General features: G+C 59.5%; 15 protein-coding genes. 11 read left to right on the top strand and 4 right to left on the bottom strand.

Features of this window, described 5'->3' with window-relative positions:
• Window positions 1-5 precede the first annotated feature (5 nt).
• From EOL43_RS14600 to EOL43_RS14575, 7 genes are all read left to right on the top strand, one after another.
• Entirely contained in the window at window positions 6-197 is a 192-nt protein-coding gene (locus EOL43_RS14600; RefSeq protein WP_133489656.1) for a twin-arginine translocation pathway signal protein, read from the top strand.
• A gap of 104 nt (window positions 198-301) precedes the next feature.
• On the top strand, window positions 302-3196 hold the full coding sequence (locus tag EOL43_RS14595; protein WP_133489655.1) for a formate dehydrogenase subunit alpha: 2895 nt from the start codon (window positions 302-304) through the stop codon (window positions 3194-3196).
• Window positions 3197-3208: 12 nt separating this feature from the next.
• Complete coding sequence (gene fdh3B / locus EOL43_RS14590) at window positions 3209-3802, top strand: formate dehydrogenase FDH3 subunit beta (protein WP_133489654.1); 594 nt, start codon at window positions 3209-3211, stop codon at window positions 3800-3802.
• Between the two features lie 84 nt (window positions 3803-3886).
• Window positions 3887-5077 (top strand): formate dehydrogenase subunit gamma, encoded by a 1191-nt coding sequence (locus tag EOL43_RS14585; protein ID WP_133489653.1) that lies wholly within the window; start codon window positions 3887-3889, stop codon window positions 5075-5077.
• A complete protein-coding gene (locus EOL43_RS14580) occupies window positions 5077-6354 on the top strand; it encodes a c-type cytochrome (RefSeq protein ID WP_133489652.1) in 1278 nt (425 codons plus the stop codon). Before EOL43_RS14585 ends, EOL43_RS14580 begins: the two co-directional genes overlap by 1 nt.
• Before the next feature lie 11 nt (window positions 6355-6365).
• Window positions 6366-6491 carry a hypothetical protein gene (locus EOL43_RS15590; RefSeq protein WP_276320893.1) on the top strand — a complete coding sequence of 42 codons (126 nt, stop codon included), beginning with the start codon at window positions 6366-6368 and terminating at the stop codon, window positions 6489-6491.
• 8 nt (window positions 6492-6499) lie between these two features.
• A complete protein-coding gene (locus tag EOL43_RS14575; RefSeq protein WP_133489651.1) occupies window positions 6500-7855 on the top strand; it encodes a sigma-54-dependent transcriptional regulator in 1356 nt (451 codons plus the stop codon).
• A gap of 6 nt (window positions 7856-7861) precedes the next feature.
• On the opposite strand, the gene EOL43_RS14570 is transcribed toward EOL43_RS14575, so the two are convergent.
• Window positions 7862-9760 carry a sensor histidine kinase gene (locus EOL43_RS14570; protein ID WP_240686567.1) on the bottom strand — a complete coding sequence of 633 codons (1899 nt, stop codon included), beginning with the start codon at window positions 9758-9760 and terminating at the stop codon, window positions 7862-7864.
• Between the two features lie 374 nt (window positions 9761-10134).
• Between EOL43_RS14570 and EOL43_RS14565 the strand changes: the two genes are divergently transcribed.
• A complete protein-coding gene (locus EOL43_RS14565) occupies window positions 10135-10611 on the top strand; it encodes a YqhA family protein (protein WP_133489649.1) in 477 nt (158 codons plus the stop codon).
• A 32-nt stretch (window positions 10612-10643) separates the two neighbouring features.
• Here EOL43_RS14565 and nadC read toward each other — a convergent pair whose 3' ends face one another.
• Genes nadC through nadA form a run of 3 tightly spaced genes read right to left on the bottom strand, consistent with a single transcriptional unit; the run spans window position 10644 to window position 14113 of the window.
• Window positions 10644-11492 (bottom strand): carboxylating nicotinate-nucleotide diphosphorylase, encoded by an 849-nt coding sequence (nadC, locus tag EOL43_RS14560; protein WP_133489648.1) that lies wholly within the window; start codon window positions 11490-11492, stop codon window positions 10644-10646.
• Window positions 11489-13057 carry an L-aspartate oxidase gene (locus tag EOL43_RS14555; RefSeq protein ID WP_133489647.1) on the bottom strand — a complete coding sequence of 523 codons (1569 nt, stop codon included), beginning with the start codon at window positions 13055-13057 and terminating at the stop codon, window positions 11489-11491. Before EOL43_RS14555 ends, nadC begins: the two co-directional genes overlap by 4 nt.
• Before the next feature lie 6 nt (window positions 13058-13063).
• Window positions 13064-14113, bottom strand: a complete 1050-nt coding sequence (nadA, locus tag EOL43_RS14550) for a quinolinate synthase NadA (protein WP_133489646.1) — start codon at window positions 14111-14113, stop codon at window positions 13064-13066.
• Window positions 14114-14516: 403 nt separating this feature from the next.
• Between nadA and EOL43_RS14545 the strand changes: the two genes are divergently transcribed.
• Genes EOL43_RS14545 through EOL43_RS14535 form a run of 3 tightly spaced genes read left to right on the top strand, consistent with a single transcriptional unit; the run spans window position 14517 to window position 20450 of the window.
• Window positions 14517-15329, top strand: coding sequence for an SDR family NAD(P)-dependent oxidoreductase (locus tag EOL43_RS14545; protein WP_133489645.1), 813 nt, complete (start codon window positions 14517-14519; stop codon window positions 15327-15329).
• Window positions 15326-16978: a thiamine pyrophosphate-binding protein gene (locus tag EOL43_RS14540; protein ID WP_166636256.1), complete on the top strand. Its 1653-nt coding sequence runs from the start codon at window positions 15326-15328 to the stop codon at window positions 16976-16978. Before EOL43_RS14545 ends, EOL43_RS14540 begins: the two co-directional genes overlap by 4 nt.
• Window position 16979: 1 nt before the next feature.
• Window positions 16980-20450, top strand: a complete 3471-nt coding sequence (locus EOL43_RS14535; RefSeq protein WP_133489643.1) for an AMP-binding protein — start codon at window positions 16980-16982, stop codon at window positions 20448-20450.
• The last annotated feature ends 368 nt before the right edge of the window (window positions 20451-20818 follow it).

The following is a 20818-nucleotide window of genomic DNA, read 5'->3' as shown; positions in this document are numbered from 1 at the left end:
CTCTCATGACCAAGAAGACCGAGGATGGCACCAGCCGCCGCGATTTTCTGAAGATGGCCACGACCTCGGCGCCGCTTGCGGCGGTTGCGGTTGCGACCAGCGGGACAGCGGCGGAAGCCGCACAGCCGGATCTGTCGTCTAACAAGATGCAGGATACGGCACATACCCGCGCCTACTATGACAACGCCCGGTTCTGATCGGACGTTGAAACTCTGCCTGCGGCGACTGGTTGCGTGACGCCCGACTGCCAAAGGTTTTCGTTAACCCAGCAAGCCCAATGAGGCTAGCAAGGGAGGTTTAAATGCTTAGGAAAAAGACCAACGGGGTTGCGCGACGCCCCCAGCGGACAAGTATCCTGTCTGACATCGCAGAGAAATCTGTCGATCGCCGCGCGTTCTTGCGGGGCTCGGGCCTGGCCATCGGTGGCCTTGCCGCAATCAGCGCCACGGGTGGCACCGTGTCCGCAGCCAATGCTGCGACCGCCGCCACTGGGGCTGTCGAGACCGTCAAGTCCGTCTGCACCCACTGCTCGGTCGGTTGTACCGTCGTAGCAGAGGTTTCGAACGGCGTTTGGATCGGGCAAGAGCCCGGTTGGGATAGCCCGTTCAACCTTGGCGCCCACTGCGCCAAAGGGGCATCGGTTCGTGAACACGCCCACGGCGAGCGCCGTCTCAAATACCCGATGAAGAAAGAGGGTGGTGAGTGGAAGCGCATCAGCTGGGAGCAAGCGATCAACGAGATCGGCGACGGCATGATGAAGATCCGCGAAGAAAGCGGACCTGACAGTGTCTATTGGCTTGGCTCGGCCAAGCACAACAACGAACAGGCGTACCTGTTCCGCAAGTTTGCTGCCTATTGGGGCACCAACAACGTGGACCACCAGGCGCGTATCTGTCACTCGACCACGGTTGCCGGTGTTGCAAACACCTGGGGCTATGGTGCGATGACGAACTCGTACAATGACATCCACAACTCCAAGGCCATCTTCATCATCGGCGGCAACCCGGCGGAAGCACACCCCGTGTCGCTTCTGCATGTGTTGAAAGCCAAGGAAGAAAACAACGCGCCGCTGATTGTCTGCGACCCGCGCTTCACGCGCACCGCAGCCCACGCGGACGAGTATGTTCGCTTCCGTCCGGGCACAGATGTCGCTCTGATTTGGGGGATCCTGTACCACATCTTCGAAAACGGATGGGAAGACAAAGAGTTCATCCGCACCCGTGTGTGGGGCATGGACCAGATCCGTGACGAAGTGAAGAAATGGACCCCGGAAGAGGTCGAGCGCGTTACCGGCACCCCCGGGTCGCAGCTGAAGCGTGTTGCACGCACCATGGCCAATAACCGTCCTGGCACGGTGATCTGGTGTATGGGTGGTACGCAGCACACCAATGGTAACAACAACACCCGCGCCTACTGCGTCCTGCAGTTGGCCCTTGGCAACATGGGCGCTTCGGGTGGCGGTACAAACATCTTCCGTGGCCACGACAACGTACAGGGCGCCACCGACTTGGGCGTGCTGTCGCACACCCTGCCGGGCTATTACGGCCTGTCGAAAGGGGCCTGGGCCCACTGGGCACGCGTCTGGGAAGAAGATGGCGAATGGCTGAGCGGCCAATTTGCCAAGACCACCGGTGCTGACGGCAAAGAAAAGTCGCTTCAGAACCTGACCGGTATTCCCGTGTCGCGTTGGATCGATGGTGTTCTTGAAGATCCCGAAAACATGGACAACCCGGACACTGTACGGGCCATGGTTCTTTGGGGTCACGCGCCGAACTCGCAGACCCGCGGTAAGGAAATGAAGACCGCGATGGAGAAGCTGGACATGCTGGTCGTTGTCGACCCGTATCCCACCGTCTCTGCCGTGCTTCATGACCGCACCGATGGGGTGTATCTGCTGCCAGCCTGTACTCAGTTCGAAACCCGTGGCTCGGTCACGGCGTCGAACCGCTCGTTCCAGTGGCGCGACAAGATCGTCGATCCGCTGTTCGAAAGTAAGACCGACCACGAGATCATGGGCATGTTCGCGAACAAGTTCGGCTGGGCGGATCGCTTCTTCCGCAACATCGAAATGGAAGACGAGAACACGCCGAATGTCGAAAGCATCACGCGCGAGTTCAACAAGGGTCTGTGGACGATCGGCTATACGGGTCAAAGCCCCGAGCGGATCAAGCTTCACATGGCGAACCAGCACACCTTCGACCGCACCACGCTGCGTGCGATTGGTGGCCCGGCCGATGGGGACTATTATGGTCTGCCGTGGCCCTGCTGGGGCACTGCCGATATGAAGCACCCGGGAACGCCCAACCTCTATGACATGTCCAAACCTGTCTCTGAGGGTGGCCTGACCTTCCGTGCCCGTTTCGGTGTGGAACGTGATGGCGACAACCTTCTGGCCGACGGTGTCTACTCGGCGAATTCGGAAATCCAAGACGGATATCCAGAGTTCACCATGCAGATGCTGATGGACCTGGGTTGGGATGCTGATCTGACCGACGAAGAGCGCGCCTCGATCGAGGCCGTGGCCGGTCCGAAGACCAACTGGAAGACCGACCTGTCAGGTGGCATCCAGCGTGTCGCGATCAAGCACGAATGTGCACCCTTCGGGAACGCCAAGGCGCGTGCCGTTGTGTGGACCTTCCCGGATCCGATCCCGCTGCACCGCGAGCCGCTTTACACGCCGCGTCGCGATCTGGTTGCCGATTACCCGACCTACGAAGACCGCAAGTTCTATCGTCTGCCGACCATGTATGCGTCGATCCAGAAGCAGGACTTCTCGAAAGACTACCCGATCATTCTGACTTCGGGTCGTCTGGTCGAGTACGAAGGGGGCGGCGACGAAACTCGTTCGAACCCGTGGCTGGCGGAACTCCAGCAAGACATGTTCGTCGAAATTAACCCGCGTGACGCCAATAACCTTGGTGTGCGGGACGGCGCGCAGGTCTGGGTCGAGGGTGCCGAAGGCGCCAAGGTCAAGGTCATGGCAATGGTCACCGAACGGGTCGGCGAGGGCGTAGCCTTCATGCCGTTCCACTTCGGCGGTCACTTTGAAGGGAAGGACCTTCGGGACAAGTATCCTGACGGCGCCGATCCTTACGTGCTTGGTGAATCCACCAACACGGCGCAGACCTATGGCTATGACTCGGTCACTCAAATGCAGGAGACGAAATGTACTCTCTGCAAGATCTCAGCAGCATAAGGAGAACGGAAAATGGCAAGAGCTAAGTTCCTTTGTGACGCCGAACGCTGCATCGAGTGCAACGCTTGCGTTACCGCCTGTAAGAACGAGCACGAGGTGCCTTGGGGCATCAACCGCCGTCGGGTTGTAACCATTCAGGACGGTAAACCGGGCGAGCGTTCGATCTCGGTGGCCTGTATGCATTGCTCGGATGCACCCTGTATGGCGGTGTGCCCGGTCGACTGCTTCTATCAAAACGAAGAAGGCGTCGTCCTGCACTCGAAAGACCTGTGCATCGGGTGTGGCTACTGCTTCTATGCGTGCCCCTTCGGCGCGCCGCAGTATCCGCAGGCTGGCAACTTCGGGTCGCGCGGCAAGATGGACAAATGTACCTTCTGTGCTGGTGGCCCCGAAGAAAACCACTCGACCGCCGAGTTCGCCAAGTACGGCCGCAACCGGATTGCAGAAGGCAAACTGCCGATCTGCGCCGAAATGTGCTCGACCAAGGCGCTTCTGGCAGGGGATGGCGACATTGTGTCGGCCATCTACCGCGAGCGCGTGGTGGCCCGTGGCTTCGGCTCGGGTGCCTGGGGTTGGGGTACGGCCTATGACCAGAAAGACGGCTAATCCCGTCTTGACTTGGTAACGACGGGTGGCCCTTTCGGGGGCCACCTACCAACACTCGTACAAATACCTGAAAGGGGGGTGCCAATGCTGCGCCTTGTACTCGCGTTCCTGCTTTCCGTAACGATCGGGTCGGCTGCCTTGGCGCAGTCCACTGACCGAGAGGCGACGGGTGGGGCTCAAACGCTTGAAGATATTATGGCCCGTCAACAGGGTCAGTCTATCGACGATGCATTTCGTCGGAACGCCACGGGTGATGCAGACACTGCGGCGGCCAGTTCGGCCCAGTTGGGTACGCTTGGCGGCGCCTCGGATCCCGAGGTCTGGCGCGCGCTACGCTATGGGTCGGCTGATATCACCGTGTCCTCGGGCGGAGAAGTCGCTTCCGTCCTGATCCAGGATGGCGGGATGCGCTGGCTTGAATGGCGTAAAGGCGCGCTGCGTCAATATGGCGGCTGGTTGCTGCTTGGTACGATTGCGCTGTTGGCGGTGTTCTTCGTGCTGCGTGGACGCATCAAAATTGACGAGCCGATGACCGGTCGAACAGTGACCCGCTTCCAAGCGATCGAGCGCTTCGGCCACTGGTTGCTGGCGGGATCGTTCATCATCCTTGGGCTGACCGGCTTGGCGGTTCTCTTTGGCCGCGTCTTCATCGCGCCTATGATGGGCAAAGAATTCAACGCCACCCTTCTGAGCTTCAGCAAGCTTGTCCACAATAACGTGGCCTGGGCCTTTATCGTGGGGCTGGTCATGATCTTCGTGATGTGGGTCGTTCATAACATTCCCAACCGCACCGACCTGACGTGGCTGCGTCAAGCGGGAGGGATCATCGGCAAGGCACACCCGCCGGCCAAGAAGTTCAACGCAGGTCAGAAACTGATCTTCTGGTCGGTTATCCTGTTCGGCGTGTCTATCTCGCTGTCCGGCGTGGCGCTTCTGTTCCCGTTCGAGCTGCAATTGTTTGCAAAGACATTCAGCGTGCTGAATAGCACGGGTCTGCCTGAATTGTTGGGCTTTGGCGTCCTGCCCGAGCAACTCTCACCGCATGAAGAGATGCAGTATTCGCAGCTTTGGCACGCGATTGCGGCGTTCATTCTGATGGCGATCATTCTGGCGCATATCTATATCGGCTCGATCGGTATGGAAGGGGCGTTTGATGCCATGGGCTCGGGCGAAGTGGACGAAGCCTGGGCACACCAGCACCACTCGATCTGGCTGGAGGAGATCAAAGAAAAAGCCGACAAGGTTGAGGGGAGCGAGGCAACCCCGGCCGAGTGATGCGCATCCGTTGCGCGCATATGTTGGCGTTGATGATCTGGGCTGCCGCGCCGTCGGCGGCTCAGGACTTCACGACGCTGAAAGGGCATGGCGGGCCTGTGATGGGCATCGCCGTAGCGCCTGACGGGCAAGTTGTTACCGCCAGTTTCGACAACTCGGTCGGCGTGTGGACGGGGCGCGATCCCAAATGGCTGGAGGCCCATGATGCCGCCGTGAATGACGTGGCTGTTGGCCCGAAGGGCCCAGTATCAGTCGGCGATGATTTTGCGGTCTACGCGTGGACTGACGATGGTGCGCGCAAACTGGGCGTGCACAAAGGCAAAGTTGCGGATGTCAAAGTGTCGCCGGACGGTGCGCTTGTAGCCACGGCAAGCTGGGATGGGACAGTTGGGCTGTGGGATTTTGCCGGAACTGGCACACGCCGGGACCTCTCTGTGGGCGCTGTGAACGACGTTGTTTTCGCGGCCGATGGCAACAGCCTGTTTGCCGCAGGGGCAAGCGGCGCGATCCTTGAGATAAAGGCAGACGGACCCGAAAAACGCGTATTGGTCGAGAATGGCTTTGGCGTGAACGTCCTGTCTTTGGCGCCGGATATGACATGGTTGGCCTATGGCGCTGTCGACGGGGTGACACATGTGATTGATCCAGACACCGGGGATCTGATCGCGGATTTCTCGCTGGACCGCAGGCCAATTCTGGCGATGGCCCATCATGTTGCCACCAACCAGCTGGCTGTGGGCGATGGGGAAGGATTCATCATGGTCGTCGACACAGCCGACTGGCGGATCACCCGGTCTTTTCAAGCCACCCGTAGTGGTCCGATCTGGGCGCTGGCGTATGATCCCACAGGGGAAACGATCTATGCTGGCGGATTGGATGACGTGGTCTATGCATGGCCCGTCGCGCTGTTGGACGAGTATGACGCAGTGGCCGGGCAGGAGCGCAGCTTTTTGCGCTCCGTAGAAGACATGCCCAACGGCGAGCGCCAGTTCATGCGCAAATGCTCGATTTGCCACGCGTTGGAAAACGGTGTCTCACGCAAGGCGGGGCCGACGCTGTATCACCTGTTCGGACGGCCAGCCGGAACGGTCGAGGGCTATCGCTATTCAGACATCCTTGACGGATCTGACATCATCTGGACGGGCGAGACGATCGACAAGTTGTTCGATCTCGGACCAGATCACTACATACCTGGCTCGAAGATGCCGATGCAGCGGATCACCGCCGCACAGGACCGGGCCGACCTGATTGAGTTTCTCAAAACCGCGACCAAGTGAAAGGAAGCAAAATGAAAGAGATCGTGGCAAGCTTTGTCGCTATCATTGTGTTGGGCGTTGCAGCGAATTACGCTTTGAAAGAAGTCGGGTTCTCGTCGTCCCAGAAGAACTCGAGCGAAGCAGTACGACTGGACTAGGGTCTCGGATGAACACGGTGCAAACTGACACCTACGATACAAAATTGGCCGACGCCTCGATCCTTGTGATCGATGACGAACCGGGAATGCGTAACTTCCTCACAAAGATCCTGTCACCGCGCTGTCGACGGGTGGAACAGGCGGAAGGGCCGAAGCAGGCCAGCGCCATTCTGGATACGTCGCATTTTGATCTGATCATTGTCGACAACATCATGCCGGGTCAGACCGGATTGGAATGGTTGCAGGAACAACGCCGTGTCGGGTTGTTTGCCGACACCATTCTGATTACCGCCTATGCGGATCTGGAGACGGCGATCAAGGCCTTGCGGATCGGGGTCACGGACTTCGTCTTGAAGCCGTTCCGGGCGAACCAAATCCTGAACGCCGTGTCACAGGCGTTAGATCGCAAGCATCTGCGGCGCGAGAACTCGCTTTTGCGCCATGCGCTAACCTCAGGGCAACCCTCGATCCGGGGACGACTTTTGGGGAACTCGCCCGCCATCTCTCAGGTGCGCGATACACTGCATAAGCTGGCGCCGCTGCCAACCTCGGTGCTTTTCACCGGGCCCAGCGGGGCAGGGAAGGAAGTTGCAGCACGCACGCTGCATTCGCTGTCTCCGAGAAGCGAAAACCCCTTTGTGGCCATCAATTGCGCGGCCATTCCGCCTGATCTGGCAGCGCAGGAGTTTTTCGGCCTCGTGGATGGGGGCGAGACCAAGCGCGACGGGCTGTTTCTGAACGCGGATGGCGGAACGCTGTTCTTGGACGAAATCGCCCAGATGCCCGACATTGTTCAGGTGGCGTTGCTGCGTGTGCTGGAAGACAAGCGGATACGGCCCGTTGGGGCCGAGCGGGAAATCCCGCTGGATTTGCGCTTTATGTTCGCCACCAACGCGGATCTGGAAGAGGCCGTGAAGAACGGCCAGATGCGGGCGGATCTGTATCACCGGATCAACGTCCTTCAGATCGAGATGCCGTCCCTGAAAATGCGGGCCGAAGATATCGTCGAGCTGGCGGCGCTTTTCGTGGAAGAGTTTTCCACGGCGCTGGGCGTTCCGGCGTTGGAACTGGATGACCAAACGCTGCTGAAGATGAGCCGCTATGAGTGGCCGGGCAACGTCCGAGAGCTGCGCAATATGATTGAGCGCTCTGTCATTCTGAACGGCTTCCCTGAAGAGTTCTCGGGCGATGGAAAGATTACCGGGGTCGAGGCGATCGAGACCTTGGAGCTGGTCACCCAGCGCCACATCGTGAATGTGCTGGACGCGTGCGGCGGGAACAGGGCCGAGGCCGCACGTCGCTTGGGCGTCTCGCGCAAGACCATCGACCGAAAGTTTGCGACCTGGGGCGCTGGGGCCGACTGAGCGCCTTTAGGCTTGTGTGTCCGGCAGCCAAACCGTGAAAACCGCTCCGCCCTCGGGGCGGTTTTTGACCGAGATCAGCCCGCCTGCTTTCTGAATGATCGTCTGGCTGATCGACAGCCCCAAGCCCGTGCCTTCAGCGGATTTGGTGGTCAGGAATGGATCGAACACGGATTTCAAATGCTCTTCAGGAATTCCAGGGCCCGTGTCAGCCACCGTTAGACAGAAGCCACCCTTGCCGTCGCGGACCTCGTCGAAGGTGGAAATGGTCAGGTCGCCCTGATCCCCCATGGCCTGCACGGCGTTGATGAACAGGTTGATCACCACTTGCTGCAGTTCACCCGGATCGATCCGGACCTGCGTGGTGGCTTGAAAGTCGCGCGACACGTTGATGTCTTGTTTCGAATACTGGTGGCTGACCAGCACCAAGCTGTCGTTGATCAAAGGTGTCGGATCAATGCTTTCGGCGAAATCGCCAAACTCGCTGGGGCGGGCAAATTGCAGAAGTTTTCCGACAATCCCACCGATCCGCACGATTTGCCGGTCGATCAGGTTTAGCTCAGTCTCGATCGGTTCAATTTGCGCGCCCAGAGACTCGCGGATGACGTCGACATTGCCCTGGATCACGGCCACCGGGTTGTTGATCTCGTGGGCAACGCCTGCGGTGATTTCTCCGATCGAGGCAAGCTTTTCGGACATGACAAGTTGTTGGAACGTATCCTCGAGCTTCTTATTGGCCTCATGCAGCTCGGCCGTGCGGCGTTCGACGCGTTCTTCCAGCTCGGTGGCCCATGACCTGAGGGCGCGGTCGCGCTCTTGCACCTGATCCAGCAGCTCATCCAAATGCGTTGCAACCTGCCCAATTTCGTCCTTCGAGCCCACATTGCCAATCCGCGCGTGCAAATTGCCTTGTTCTACACGCGACATGGTTTTGGTCATGCGCTCGAGCGGAGAGAAGATACCCTTGGCCAGAAACAGGAACAGCGGCGCAGACAGGGCAACAACCGCGGCAAATGCCCCAAGAACGACCCAGTAGGCGGATCTTTTGGCGGCTTGGAAGGGCGCTTCCAGAAAGCCGACATAGAGCATTCCGACACGGCCACCGAAGCTGTCGGTGATCGGAAGATAGCCGGAAATATACCAGTCATTCACAACGAAGGCGCGGTCCAGCCAAATTCGGCCGTCATCCAGAACCGCGCTGCGCACCGCAGCCGACACGCGCGTTCCCAAAGCGCGGACATCCTCGAACAAGCGGACATTGGTCGACACACGGACATCTTCCAGAAACAAGGTCGCGGTACCTTGGCGGTTGGGGGTGCCGTCCTCTTGGCTTTGGTAGACGAGCGCGTTGATCGTGTCGATGAACTGCAGGTTCCGGTTCAACAGGATCCCCCCGACCAGCACGCCCTCGAACCCGTCGATCAATACGGGCGCTGCGCTGTGAACCACCATGCCACGATCTTCGACAGTTCTGTCGGACGGCACGGCGGCTTCAGTTGGGATCAGCGGAATGCGCGCTTGTGCCTCGAGGGCAGGAGAGAGGCTTTCAAGATCTGACGCCGAAAGGATATCAATCTGCGTATCCAGCGTGCCCTGTTCGGCGTTTGCGACAACGGGCCAACGGGCAGAAAGCTCGATCACCTGATCGCGAGGAAGGAAGTAGAGGAAGTCGAGCGAAAGGCGTGTGCGTGCGTCTTCAAGATAGGAGGTGACGCTACGCGCGCCCTGTTGGGTGGCTTCAAGAAAGGATGTGGATTCGGAAATCGCCAGCACGCCAGCCCCGGTGCCGGCCATGATCTGACCCAGATATTGCTCGGCGATGCGCAAGTCACTGTCGACCTTGGCGATCAACACATCATCGTAATCCGAAGTCCATCGGGTCATCGCCAAAACCAGCAAAAGTGGCATCAAGACGACGAGCGGCAGAAGTGCGAGCACAAGTATGCGAAGACGGACGGATTTCAAGACGGCTCCATCCCGTGGGGCGTGCCCAACGTATCACGTGAGGCACCGGTAACGCGCCCGCAGATGAAGATATCCCTCAATACAAAAATCGTCGGTATTCCCTGCACTTACCTTAATGGTTCAAGTGTTCACAATATCACTTTTCCCGCAGAAAACAAACGCGGTTGCGCTGTGAATGAGGGGCAGGGATACGGATGTAAGGCGGGCGTTCCGCTGCATTGCTCGCGTCCAGCGACTGTCACCAGTATGCGCCCTGACCGTATCTTCACTTGACGTCTGGCGGCGCGCTGCGCACACAGGGAAAAACGGAGCAGACAATGAGCACACTTCTCGGCGCAAGCCGCTTTATGGTCATCCTCGCTGTGATTGGCGCACTTTTGGCGGCGACCACCCTGATTGTCTATGGGCTGCTCGAGACGGTGCAGCTGATCTTGAACACCATTCAGGGTGGTGAAGTGACGCGAAAGATTGCGAAAAGCCTTGCGCTGGAGTTCATTGAAATCATTGATCTCTTCCTTCTCGGGACGGTGTTTTACATCGTCGCGATTGGGCTGTACGAGCTTTTCATCAGCACGAATGTGAAACTGCCAAGCTGGCTGACGATCAACAATCTGGATGATCTAAAGAACAAGCTGATTGCGGTCGTTGTCGTCGTTCTGGGCGTGCTTTTCCTGGGCCAAGTGGTCAGCTGGGATGGTGAACGCGATCTGCTTGGCTATGGCGCGGCCGTTGCGCTTGTCATTGGCGCGCTCAGCTATTTCCTGTCTCACAAGACTGGTGGCAATTCCAAGTAGGGAATAGCGGTCTGCCCGCAGCCGGAATTGGTCTAGAAATCAAGACCGAGGTCTACCGTACGCGCCGAATGGGTAAGCGCGCCGGACGAGATGTAGTCTACGCCTGTCGCCGCGATCGAGGCGATCCGATCCAGCGTCACGTTCCCCGACGCTTCGGTCGCCATCCGGCCATCCACCATCGCGACGGCTTCGCGCAGAGTGTCGTTGTCCATGTTGTCCAACAGCACGACAGAGGCACCGCCGACCTCAAGCACTTCGGCCAGTTGGTCCAGCCGATCCACTTCGATCTCGACCGCCATCATGTGGCTGGCATGGGCTTTGGTGGCTTCCAGAACCTGACGTACACCACCCGCGGCCGCGATGTGGTTGTCCTTGATCAGAATGGCGTCGGACAGCGAATAGCGGTGGTTGAACCCGCCGCCATGCAGCACGGCCAGTTTTTCGACCAGACGCAGGCCGGGTGTGGTCTTGCGCGTACAGGTGACGCGGGCAGTGGTGCCGTTGGTCTCGGCCACGAAGCCAGCGGTCTTTGTGGCGATGCCGGTCAGGCGACCTGCAAAGTTCAGCGCGACGCGTTCGCCAGACAGGATCGATGCAGCCGATCCTTTGATGGTCATCAGCGTGTCGCCCTTCTGGCAGGTCTGGCCATCCGCGATATGGGTGATGACCTGAAGCGACGGGTCGACCAGTCGGAACGCAATCTCGGCGACTTGCATGCCCGAGACAACCGCATCTTCGCGCGCATTCAGGCGAGCGTCATAAGTGGTGTCCGCCGGGATCACCGCGCGGGTGGTCACGTCGCCATAGCTGCCAAGATCCTCCATCAATGCGTTGCGGATCATCGGTTCAAGGACAAGGTCGGGGACGGATGAGAAACTCATGACAGCTCCTTACAAGCTTGCGCGCGGATGGCGAGCGCATCAGAAAGATACATTTCGGATCGTGTGCCCGGACCCGGGGCAGGTGCGGGAAAGTCGGACCTCTCGTGCGCGCCGCGGCTTTCTTCGCGCACCAGCGCGCCGGCGGCAATCAGGGTGGCCGTGGCGCACATGTTCAAGAAGGACGGGCTGTTTCCATGTGCCTGTTCCAGCGCCGCGATGATCTGAAGCGCCTTGGTCAGCCCCTCGCGATCCCGGACCACGCCGACCAGCTGGGTCATGGTCTCGCGCAGCTTCTTCACCGCGTCCGGGGCAGGGCGCGCGCCGCCGTCGTCGAAGGTTAGCTTTAGCAACGGGGCGTCTTTGTGCGACGTCAGCGTCTTGGCAATGCCTTCGGCGCAAATGCGGGCATAAACGAGCGCCTCGAGCAGCCCGTTCGAGGCCAAACGGTTGGCGCCGTGCAGCCCGGTCGAGGAGGCCTCGCCGCAGACCCACAACCCATCGATGCTGGCGCGTCCCTTGGTGTCGGTCGCGATGCCGCCCATGTGGTAATGCGCGGCGGGGGCGACCGGGATCGGCTCTTTCGCCGGGTCAATGTCGTTGCGCGCACAGTATTCCGCGACGGACGGGAATTGCGTCTTGATCGCTTCGCCCAGCACCTCGCGTGTGTCGAGCATGGGGCGATTGCCCGCCTTCACTTCGGCATAGATCGCGCGGGCCACAACATCGCGCGGGGCCAGTTCGGCGTCCGGATGGACGGCTTGCATGAAACGCTCGCCATGTTTGTTGATCAGGATCGCTCCTTCGCCGCGCAGGGCTTCGGTCGCCAAGGGCGCCGGGTCTTCGCCCACATCCATCGCGGTCGGGTGAAACTGGACAAACTCAGCATCAGCAATCAACGCGCCCGCGCGTGCGGCCATACCGATAACCTGTCCACGAATGCGTGGCGGGTTGGTGGTCAGTGCATAAAGCCCGCCCGAGCCGCCTCCAGCCAGCAGGATGGCAGGGCTGCGCAGCATCACAGGGGCCGAGCGCCCTTCGCTTGCGTCTTGAATGGCGACCCCGGTGACGCGACCGTCCTGAACTTCAAGGTCCAGCGCCATTGTGCCTTCCAGCACTTGGATCGACGGCGTTTCGCGTACCTGTTCGATCAGCGCGGCCATGATCTGCGCGCCGGCCTGATCCCCCTTTACCCGGACAACGCGGGCGAAACTGTGTGCCGCTTCGCGTGACAACACATAATCGCCGTCTTCGGTCCGGTCGAAAGGTGTGCCCATCGTTGTCAGGTCGAGGATGTAGTCGCGCGCCTCGCGCGTCACCAGGTCCGCCACCTTCGGATCAACCGTCCCCGCACCTGCGTTCACGGTGTCGTTGGCATGGTTTTCCGGGCTGTCCGCCGCATCCATTGCCGCAGCCACGCCGCCCTGCGCCCAAGCCGAGCTTGCGCCTTCGCCCAAGGTTTCGGGCGAGATCATCACCACCGGATGCGGCGCCAGCTTCAACGCAGCATAGAGGGCGCCCAGACCGGCGCCCACGATGATAACGCGATCGGTGGTGAGGGTTTTCATGTCAGATCAGAGACCCAGTTTTTTCGACAGGTCAATCATGGCCTGCACGGAAAGGCGGGCTTTCTCGGCCACGGCGGGATCAACCTCGACCTGACCTTCCATCGTGTGCAGCACATAGAGGATCTTTTCGAGCGTGATCTTCTTCATGTAGGGGCACATGTTGCAGGGACCGACAAAATCGACCTCGGGCAGTTCATCGGCGATGTTCGAGGCCATCGAGCATTCGGTGATCAGCATCGCCTTTTCCGGCTTCTCATCCGTCACGTATTTCAGGATGCCGCTGGTCGAGCCCGAGAAATCAGCCTCGGCCACAACGTCTGGCGGGCATTCCGGGTGCGCAATCAGGCGGGTGCCGGGATTCCATTCGCGGAAGTCGCGCAGGTCTTTTGCGGTGTATTGTTCATGTACGATGCACGAGCCAGGCCAGTAGACGACGTTCTTGTCTGCCTCGTTGGCAACGTTCTGCGCCAGATACTGGTCGGGCGTCATGATAACGGTGTCGCTCTCCATCGCGTTCACGATCTGAACCGCGTTCGACGAGGTGCAGCAGATATCCGAGGCGGCTTTTACCTCGGCAGTGGTGTTCACGTAGGACACGACCGGGGCACCGGGGTATTTGGCGCGCATCTCTTCAATGCCGTCGGCCGTGATGCTTTCTGCCAGCGAACAACCTGCTTCCATGTCCGGCATCAGGACCGTCTTCTCAGGGCTCAGGATTTTCGAGGTTTCGGCCATGAAGTGCACACCGGCCTGAACGATCACGTCTGCCTCGACCTCGCTGGCCTTCATCGCCAACTGCAGGCTGTCGCCCACGAAATCCGACACGCCGTGGAAGATCTCGGGCGTCATATAGTTGTGGCCCAGAATGACCGCATTGCGTTCCTTCTTCAGCGCATTGATCGCCTTGATATAGGGCGCGTAGATCGCGAAATCCGGAGGCGTCACCACGCGGTCCATCCGCGCATAGATATCCTGCATTTCGCTGGCCAGTTCAGGCGAGGGCGTCAGATCATAGTGGTCAGACAGAGTGCTGCGTACAACGGAAAGATCAAGCAAGTCGGTCACCTTGTTAGATAGTTGCGGTTGTCTATAGCGGCAGAAATCCAGAAATACAGCCGCTTTTAAGGGCGATCGGCGAATAATGGGTGTGATAAACGCTTCGTTTGTTCCCGATCAGAAACGTTAGCGATCACGCACGCAGGATCATGTGTTTCTGTCGATCTGCACCAGTTGCCCTAATTTGTGTGTGTGCCAAGGCGGCGGATCTATACGCGAGCGATTCACGAGCGGACCCAGCATCAGACGCAGGGGCGACTGCATTTCCCACCGTGTTCTATCTGCGCTCTCGGGTCGAAACAGCGCTTGCAAATCATGCGGCAAGCACTAGACCTTACGACCGTGTGTTAACTCGTATATTGTGGTGTTTTATTGTTTTTATTGAGCTTGGATTCCAAGAACTATGACACATGCTGCTCAAAGCAATTCCATGGGGCTGGCCGAAGGCGACAAGGGTGACAAAGGCCGGTGTGCCATCGTAACCGGCGGGTCCGAAGGTATCGGATTGGCGACATCGCGGGCTTTAGCTGCGAATGGAGCCTATGTCTTCATGTTGGGGCGCGACGCTGCAAAAATGCAGACCGCCATCGCGGAAACAGACCCTGCTATCGCTGATCGTCTTGTGCCCTTCATCGGAGACGTCACGGATGCATCCACCCGGCAAGCGCTGGTCGCGGCAACTGTTGAACGTTTCGGCGGCCCCGACATTCTGGTGAACAATGCCGGCGGCGGCAGTGAAAACAGATTTCTAGAGGACATTGATCAGGATGATTTTCACCGAGTCATGGCGCTAAATCTGGACAGCAGCTTTGATCTATGTCGGTTGGTTGTGCCCTTCATGAAGGCCCGAAACTTCGGCCGTATTATCAACGTTTCCTCGGTCGCTGGCCGGGATGCGGGCAGGTTGTCGGGGCCACAATATGCCGCTGCTAAGGCGGGCATGATCGGGATGAGCCGCCATTTGTCGCGTGACCTCGGGCCGTTTGGCATCACCGTGAATTCCGTTGCGCCGGGCTTTGTCATGACGGATCGCGCCTATCGCAAATGGGAAAAGCGCAGTGATAAAGAGCGTGCCGCCATGCTGGACGGGGTGCCCGCAGGTCGCTTTGGCACGCCGGAAGAGATCGCCGCCGCCGTGCTTTACTTTGCAAGCGAGCTGTCAGGCTACACGAACGGCGCATGTCTGGATGTGAACGGGGGAAGCTTTCGGGCATGACGGACGGTGCAGCAACAATAGGCGATCAGTTGGTCTCTTCACTTGCGGATCTCGGGTGTGACCATGTCTTCACCCTGCCATCTGCGAATGTTGATCCCCTGTTGAAGTGTCTGGCGTCCAGCCAGACCACCCCCGTATTGGTCGCCAATGAAATGTCGGCCGGTTTCATGGCCGATGGATACGCGCGCATCACAGGAACCCCCGGCGCGGCTTTGGTCGGCGGCGGGATTGCGTCGCTTTACGTGTTGCCTGCTCTCGTGAATGCGCGGGTCGAAGGTGTGCCGGTATTGCTGATGACAGGCGACGTGCCGGAAGACTTCTATAAGGATGTGCCGTTTCAAAGTGCCCGCCATGACGGGACAAGAAGCGATGCCACGTTCCGCGAGGCTCTGGGGCCGGAGTGTTGTTTCAAATTTGGTACCGCGTTGAAGGATATGCCCACTGTCGCGAAACGATTGGGCGCTGGGAAGCCGGTTTACGTTTCTGTCCCTTATGATGTGCAGGGGGAACCCGACATCACTCCGCGCGATAAAGAGCCTGAGGCGCAGAGCGGGCTAGAACGCGATGACCTCCTGGCGGTGCAGCGTGTGGCGGGTAGGCTGCGCACAGCAAGGCACCCCATCGTGGTGCTGGGGCCGCGCATGGCGCATGTGCTGGGCAAGGACGCGCTTGTCGAACAGCTGATTCAGTGCGGCATGCGCGTGGCGACCAGTATTGGCGCGTTGGGCTTGGTCCGCCATGACGCCGACGGGTATCTTGGTGTGTTCGGGTATAGTGGAGCAGACACTGCACGACACGCCATTCTGGATCCCGCATGCGATATGATCCTCTATCTCGGGGGACGACCGGGACAACGCGATGGGGCAGGGTGGAGCAAACGTCTGTCTGAGCAGCCTGATCTGCTTGCGCGGATCGATACCTTGGGATCTGCCCCGTTAGAGCTGCCAACTTTCGCGGACCTCGCGCCGCAGGACTTTTCTGATGCGATTGATGCACTGCTGGTGGAACTGAGCCGGCAAAGTCCTGACGAGCCTTCGGGGCCGTCACAGGGACACCGCCGGACGGAACATCACCCCGCCGATCTGATGGAGCACTGCATCGCGCAAACTCAAACGCATTTCGGATCAGAGCTGGTCGCCTTTGTAGATGCCGGCCTGCATCGGGGTGCCGCGATCCGGGCGTGGCGCAGCACTGGTCAGAATGACTTTCACATGTCGGCCGAGCAAGCCCCCATGGGATGGGCCATTGCCGCCTCTATCGGGGCGAGTTTCGGACAGCGCGACACGCGGATACTCTGCATCACGGGCGATGGCTGTATGCATTTGCTGGGACAAGAGATCGCGACAGCCGCGCGGTATCAATCGCCGGTTCTATTCCTCGTGGCAAACAACGGGGGGCTTGGCAGCATTAGCCGCCGTGCGCAGACCGAAGACGAGGCGCAGGCGCTGGCTGACCGTACGCGCGTGGACTGGGTTGCATTTGCCGGAACGCTGGGTGTTCAGGGCGCCACTGCGCAAGATGCCGAAAGCCTGCAATCGGCATTAGAGCAAGCTAGCGCCGCCACCGGCCCTTTCCTGATCGATCTGCGCCTGCCCGCAGAGACGCGTCAGGGCAAGATCGATCCGCGTGCGATCTTTTTAGGAGCGTAAGATGAGCAGTGGCCCCCTGACAAAAACCTTGTGGGACCAGCTGGCCTTGGTCGCAACAGCGCATCCCGATGTGCCCGCGATCGATGATTTGCACCGCGCGCCCTTAAGCTTCTCAGATCTGATGAGGGCGCAGGACCGCCTTGTGAACGCCTGTGCGCAAGCGGGTATTGGACAGGGAACCCCTGTATGCATCTGGATCGATAACCGCGCTGATGCGGCTGTCGTGATTACGGCGCTTGCGCGCCGCGGCGCGGTCTTCCCGCTGGCCGACACCATGAATGCCTCATTAGTGCAACGCGCGCTGGATCAGATCCCGGATATGGTTCTGTTGCATGACGGGTCCGCGCCGGATTGGGCGACAGAGACGATAACTGCTAACGGCTGTGCGATTGTCGAGCTCCATCGCACGGGCGCGTGGGATTGGACGGTGTCGAATATGGTCGAAAGTGATGCGGACAAGCGGGTGCGTTCACGCGATTTGTCAGATGTCGCTGTTCTGCTCAGCACCAGCGGCTCGACAGGGCTGCCCAAGATCGTTCCCGTCACCAGCGACGCCATCGCCGTGGTTGTCCAGCGCGCCGCCAAGGGGCTTGAACTGCTGCCCGGTGAAAAGACGTTGAATGTCATGGCGTTGAACCACGTGCATGGTTTGATCTCGGGCGTGTTTCTGCCGTGGGTCGCTGGCTGTGGCACGGTGATGCCCGGCCCATATCGCGCAACGGATTTTCTGGGCTGGTTGACCCGAGCGCGGCCGAATTGGATGTCTTGTTCGCCGGCAATCTACGCAGACATCCTGCGACGTGCCGAGGCTGAGGGGCTGGCGCTCGATACGTGTGGTTTGCGGCTTGTCCGCTGCGGATCCGCCGCGCTGAACAGCACGTTGCGCGACCGGATCAAGCAGGCCTTCAAGGTCCCGCTGCTCGAGGCCTATGGCATGTCCGAGGCGCTCCAGATCACGGGCGTCCCCTTTGCAGACCCGCGCGAGGGCACAGTCGGCACCGCCATTGCGGATGAAATCGGCATCTTTGATGGCGCAGACAGGCTTGCCACCGGGCAGATCGGCGAGATTTGTCTGCGTGGGCGCACGGTCATGTCGGGCTATCTGGGCGATGCGCAGACCGCGCAGGATGGGTGGTTTCGGACGGGCGACTTGGGATATCTGGACGAAGACGGCTTTCTTCGGGTCTGCGGGCGCAGCGGCGACCAGATCATTGTGGGTGGCGAAAATGTCGCCCCGCAGGAGGTCGAAGAGGAAATTGCCAAGCTTCCAGGGGTTGCAGAAGTTGCGGTCTTTGCGGCCGAGCATCCCACCTTTGGCGAGCAGATCGCGGCAGCGGTCGTGCTTGATCCCGATGCCAACATGAACGCGCGGGATCTGCGCGACGTACTATCAACTCGTTTGCCGCGTCACAAAGTGCCATCGCAGATCGTGTTCCCCGACGCGCTGCCCGTTGGTCGGACGGGCAAGGTTGTGCGCTCGGATCTGGCGCAATACTTTCAAAATCAGCTTAATGAGTTGCAAAGTAAAAGCGTAGACACAGGCAAGCAGCCCGGAAGCGCATTGGAAGCTTGGTTGCTGCAGGAGTTCTCGCAAGCGTTGCGTGGGGCGGACATTGGCGTTGATAGCGACTTTTTCGCCTTTGGCGGCACCAGCCTTGATGCGGTCGAGTTGATGCTGTCCTTGGAACAACGTCTGGACGAAACCATCCACGTCGCGCTTCTGTTTTCGGCCCCGACCGTGGCCGAGTTGGCAAAGCGGATGGTGCAGGATTATCCCAAAGCCCTGATTGCGGCAGAGCTAATCGACGCGGCGTCTGTCACGTCGGCTAATCGCGCTCATGGTGAGAGCTCGTTCGATCTTTTCCGCGGATCGCTTCCAGTGCTGCCCCAGACATCCGAAGCGCCGTCCAAGCAGCAACCGGTGTTCATCCTCAGCGCCCCGCGATGTGGTTCGACTCTGCTGCGCGTAATGCTGGCAGGGCACCCGGATCTATTTGCGCCGCCCGAGTTGAGATTGATGAATTTCGCGGATCTGTCCGATTGGCACCAAAGCCTTGATGGAAAGTTCCGGTTTTTCCGGGATGGCTTGGTGCAGGCGGTTATGGCGGCGACGGATGTGTCAGAAGATCAGGCACGCGCAACGCTCGAGGATTTCGCAGCGCAAGGGTGGCCTTCGTCTCGGGTTCTGACTTGGCTTCAGGATCAACTGCCCGGGCGCAAACTTGTCGACAAAACGCCGATCTACGCGCTGACCCCTTCAGTCTTGTCGCGTATCCTCGACTGCTATCCGAGGGCGCGGTTTATTGTGCTGCACCGAAATCCGGTCGACATGGTGAAGTCCTATGAACATGCTCGGATGCACCAAATCTGGATGTACCCCTTCACGGGGGCGCCTGCCGAACTGGCCGAAAACATATGGCGGCAGACCTATCAGACGATTGATGCGTTCAAAGATCGCGTTGGGCATCGGCGGATCATGCATGTCTCGTTTGAGACGCTTGTGAGCGAGCCTGAAATCCTGATGCCGAAGATCTGCCGGTTTTTGCGCGTGCCATATGATCCGGCCGTGTTGACCCCCCACACAGATAAAGAGCGGCGTATGGTCGAAGGCTTGGGGTCGGCCGCCCGAATGATTGGCGATCCGCGGTTTGCAAAGCATCAGAAGATCGATGCCTCCCGTGCGGTGTCGGGTTCGGAATTGCCAGCCAACGTGTTGGCGGAAGAAACACGGGCATTGGCGTCACGGCTTGGGTACGGGACCCGCGGCGAAAGCATGCCTGAGGCGTCGATTATCCAGCGTATGCGGTTCATGACGGCGGATTGGGGGAGAAACGCAGAGCGCTTGGGTGATTTTGCGTTTGGTCGAAACCTTGCGGGCCAGAAGGCTCCTCTGTTTTGGGTGTGCCAGCTGGATCTGGAAGGGGAAAGACTTGGTCAGTCTTTGGGTGAAGACCGACCTCTCGTTTACCTCCGTTCGGGCGACTATCTGGTCAACCGGTATGACAAGGCGATGGACGATCTGGCCAAGCACTATGCCCAGACCATTTCTAACATACAGCCGACCGGCCCGATTACCATTGGCGGGAATTGTCAGGGGGCAGAACTGGCGCGTGCCACGGCCAAGCAGCTTCGCGCCCTCGGTCGAGAGATCGCGCTCTTGATCGCGTTGGATGCTGATTTTGACGATCCGTTTCCGGTCCCGACTGCCTTTGTTTTTGGCAAAACGAGCCGCTTGAATCCTTTGCGCAAGAATGGGCATCGACGGGCCGTCTGGAAGGCGATGTATCCATCCTACAGCGTGGATTTCTTGCCGTGCGGGCACGGAGAATATTTCGACGTCGAGACCAAGATGGTGGAACGGTTATCGGCAATTCTGATTGCGCGCACCTCTCCGGTGGCGCGATTTGGCTGGCTACATGGCGTTCAACATCGTGCGCGCGCTGCCCTGAGTAGACCCCGACGAGACAGTTAACCTTGCACCAGATCCCGCGTATGCCGCCGGTGGTTCCCTTCGGGGTCGGCACCTCGCTTGATGTTCACGGTCGATCCGATGAACATCATGAGCTCGGGGAAGGCGGTCGATATCAACTAGGCTAGGGCAACCGGCCTTTGCCAAGGGACAAACGATATGATTTTCCGGCATCTTGGCGGCTATGACCGCCCCACGGCAGCCTTTGCGGCCATGCCCGGCGTCTTGCATCTGGCACGCGCCTTGGTGGTCTGACGCGGCGCGACACGATCCTGCGGCACCGTAGTTAGAGCCTATTCCAACCCGCAATCGGAGGGGATTGTGGGGGAGGCATCCATTTGGTATACAGCGGCATACCGCAGACATATCTG

The organism is Aliiroseovarius marinus (assembly GCF_004360145.1).
Classification (GTDB): domain Bacteria; phylum Pseudomonadota; class Alphaproteobacteria; order Rhodobacterales; family Rhodobacteraceae; genus Aliiroseovarius; species Aliiroseovarius marinus.
Note: the sequence above shows the minus strand (reverse complement) of the source record. Positions and strands in the feature narration are given on the sequence as shown.

Bases quoted from the DNA above. Each gene is read 5' to 3' on its own strand.
- EOL43_RS14600 (WP_133489656.1), top strand. From the start codon at position 6: ATGACCAAGAAGACCGAGGATGGCACCAGCCGCCGCGATTTTCTGAAG.
- EOL43_RS14595 (WP_133489655.1), top strand. From the start codon at position 302: ATGCTTAGGAAAAAGACCAACGGGGTTGCGCGACGCCCCCAGCGGACA.
- fdh3B (WP_133489654.1), top strand. From the start codon at position 3,209: ATGGCAAGAGCTAAGTTCCTTTGTGACGCCGAACGCTGCATCGAGTGC.
- EOL43_RS14585 (WP_133489653.1), top strand. From the start codon at position 3,887: ATGCTGCGCCTTGTACTCGCGTTCCTGCTTTCCGTAACGATCGGGTCG.
- EOL43_RS14580 (WP_133489652.1), top strand. From the start codon at position 5,077: ATGCGCATCCGTTGCGCGCATATGTTGGCGTTGATGATCTGGGCTGCC.
- EOL43_RS15590 (WP_276320893.1), top strand. From the start codon at position 6,366: ATGAAAGAGATCGTGGCAAGCTTTGTCGCTATCATTGTGTTGGGCGTT.
- EOL43_RS14575 (WP_133489651.1), top strand. From the start codon at position 6,500: ATGAACACGGTGCAAACTGACACCTACGATACAAAATTGGCCGACGCC.
- EOL43_RS14570 (WP_240686567.1), bottom strand. From the start codon at position 9,760: ATGCCACTTTTGCTGGTTTTGGCGATGACCCGATGGACTTCGGATTAC.
- EOL43_RS14565 (WP_133489649.1), top strand. From the start codon at position 10,135: ATGAGCACACTTCTCGGCGCAAGCCGCTTTATGGTCATCCTCGCTGTG.
- nadC (WP_133489648.1), bottom strand. From the start codon at position 11,492: ATGAGTTTCTCATCCGTCCCCGACCTTGTCCTTGAACCGATGATCCGC.
- EOL43_RS14555 (WP_133489647.1), bottom strand. From the start codon at position 13,057: ATGAAAACCCTCACCACCGATCGCGTTATCATCGTGGGCGCCGGTCTG.
- EOL43_RS14545 (WP_133489645.1), top strand. From the start codon at position 14,517: ATGACACATGCTGCTCAAAGCAATTCCATGGGGCTGGCCGAAGGCGAC.
- EOL43_RS14540 (WP_166636256.1), top strand. From the start codon at position 15,326: ATGACGGACGGTGCAGCAACAATAGGCGATCAGTTGGTCTCTTCACTT.
- EOL43_RS14535 (WP_133489643.1), top strand. From the start codon at position 16,980: ATGAGCAGTGGCCCCCTGACAAAAACCTTGTGGGACCAGCTGGCCTTG.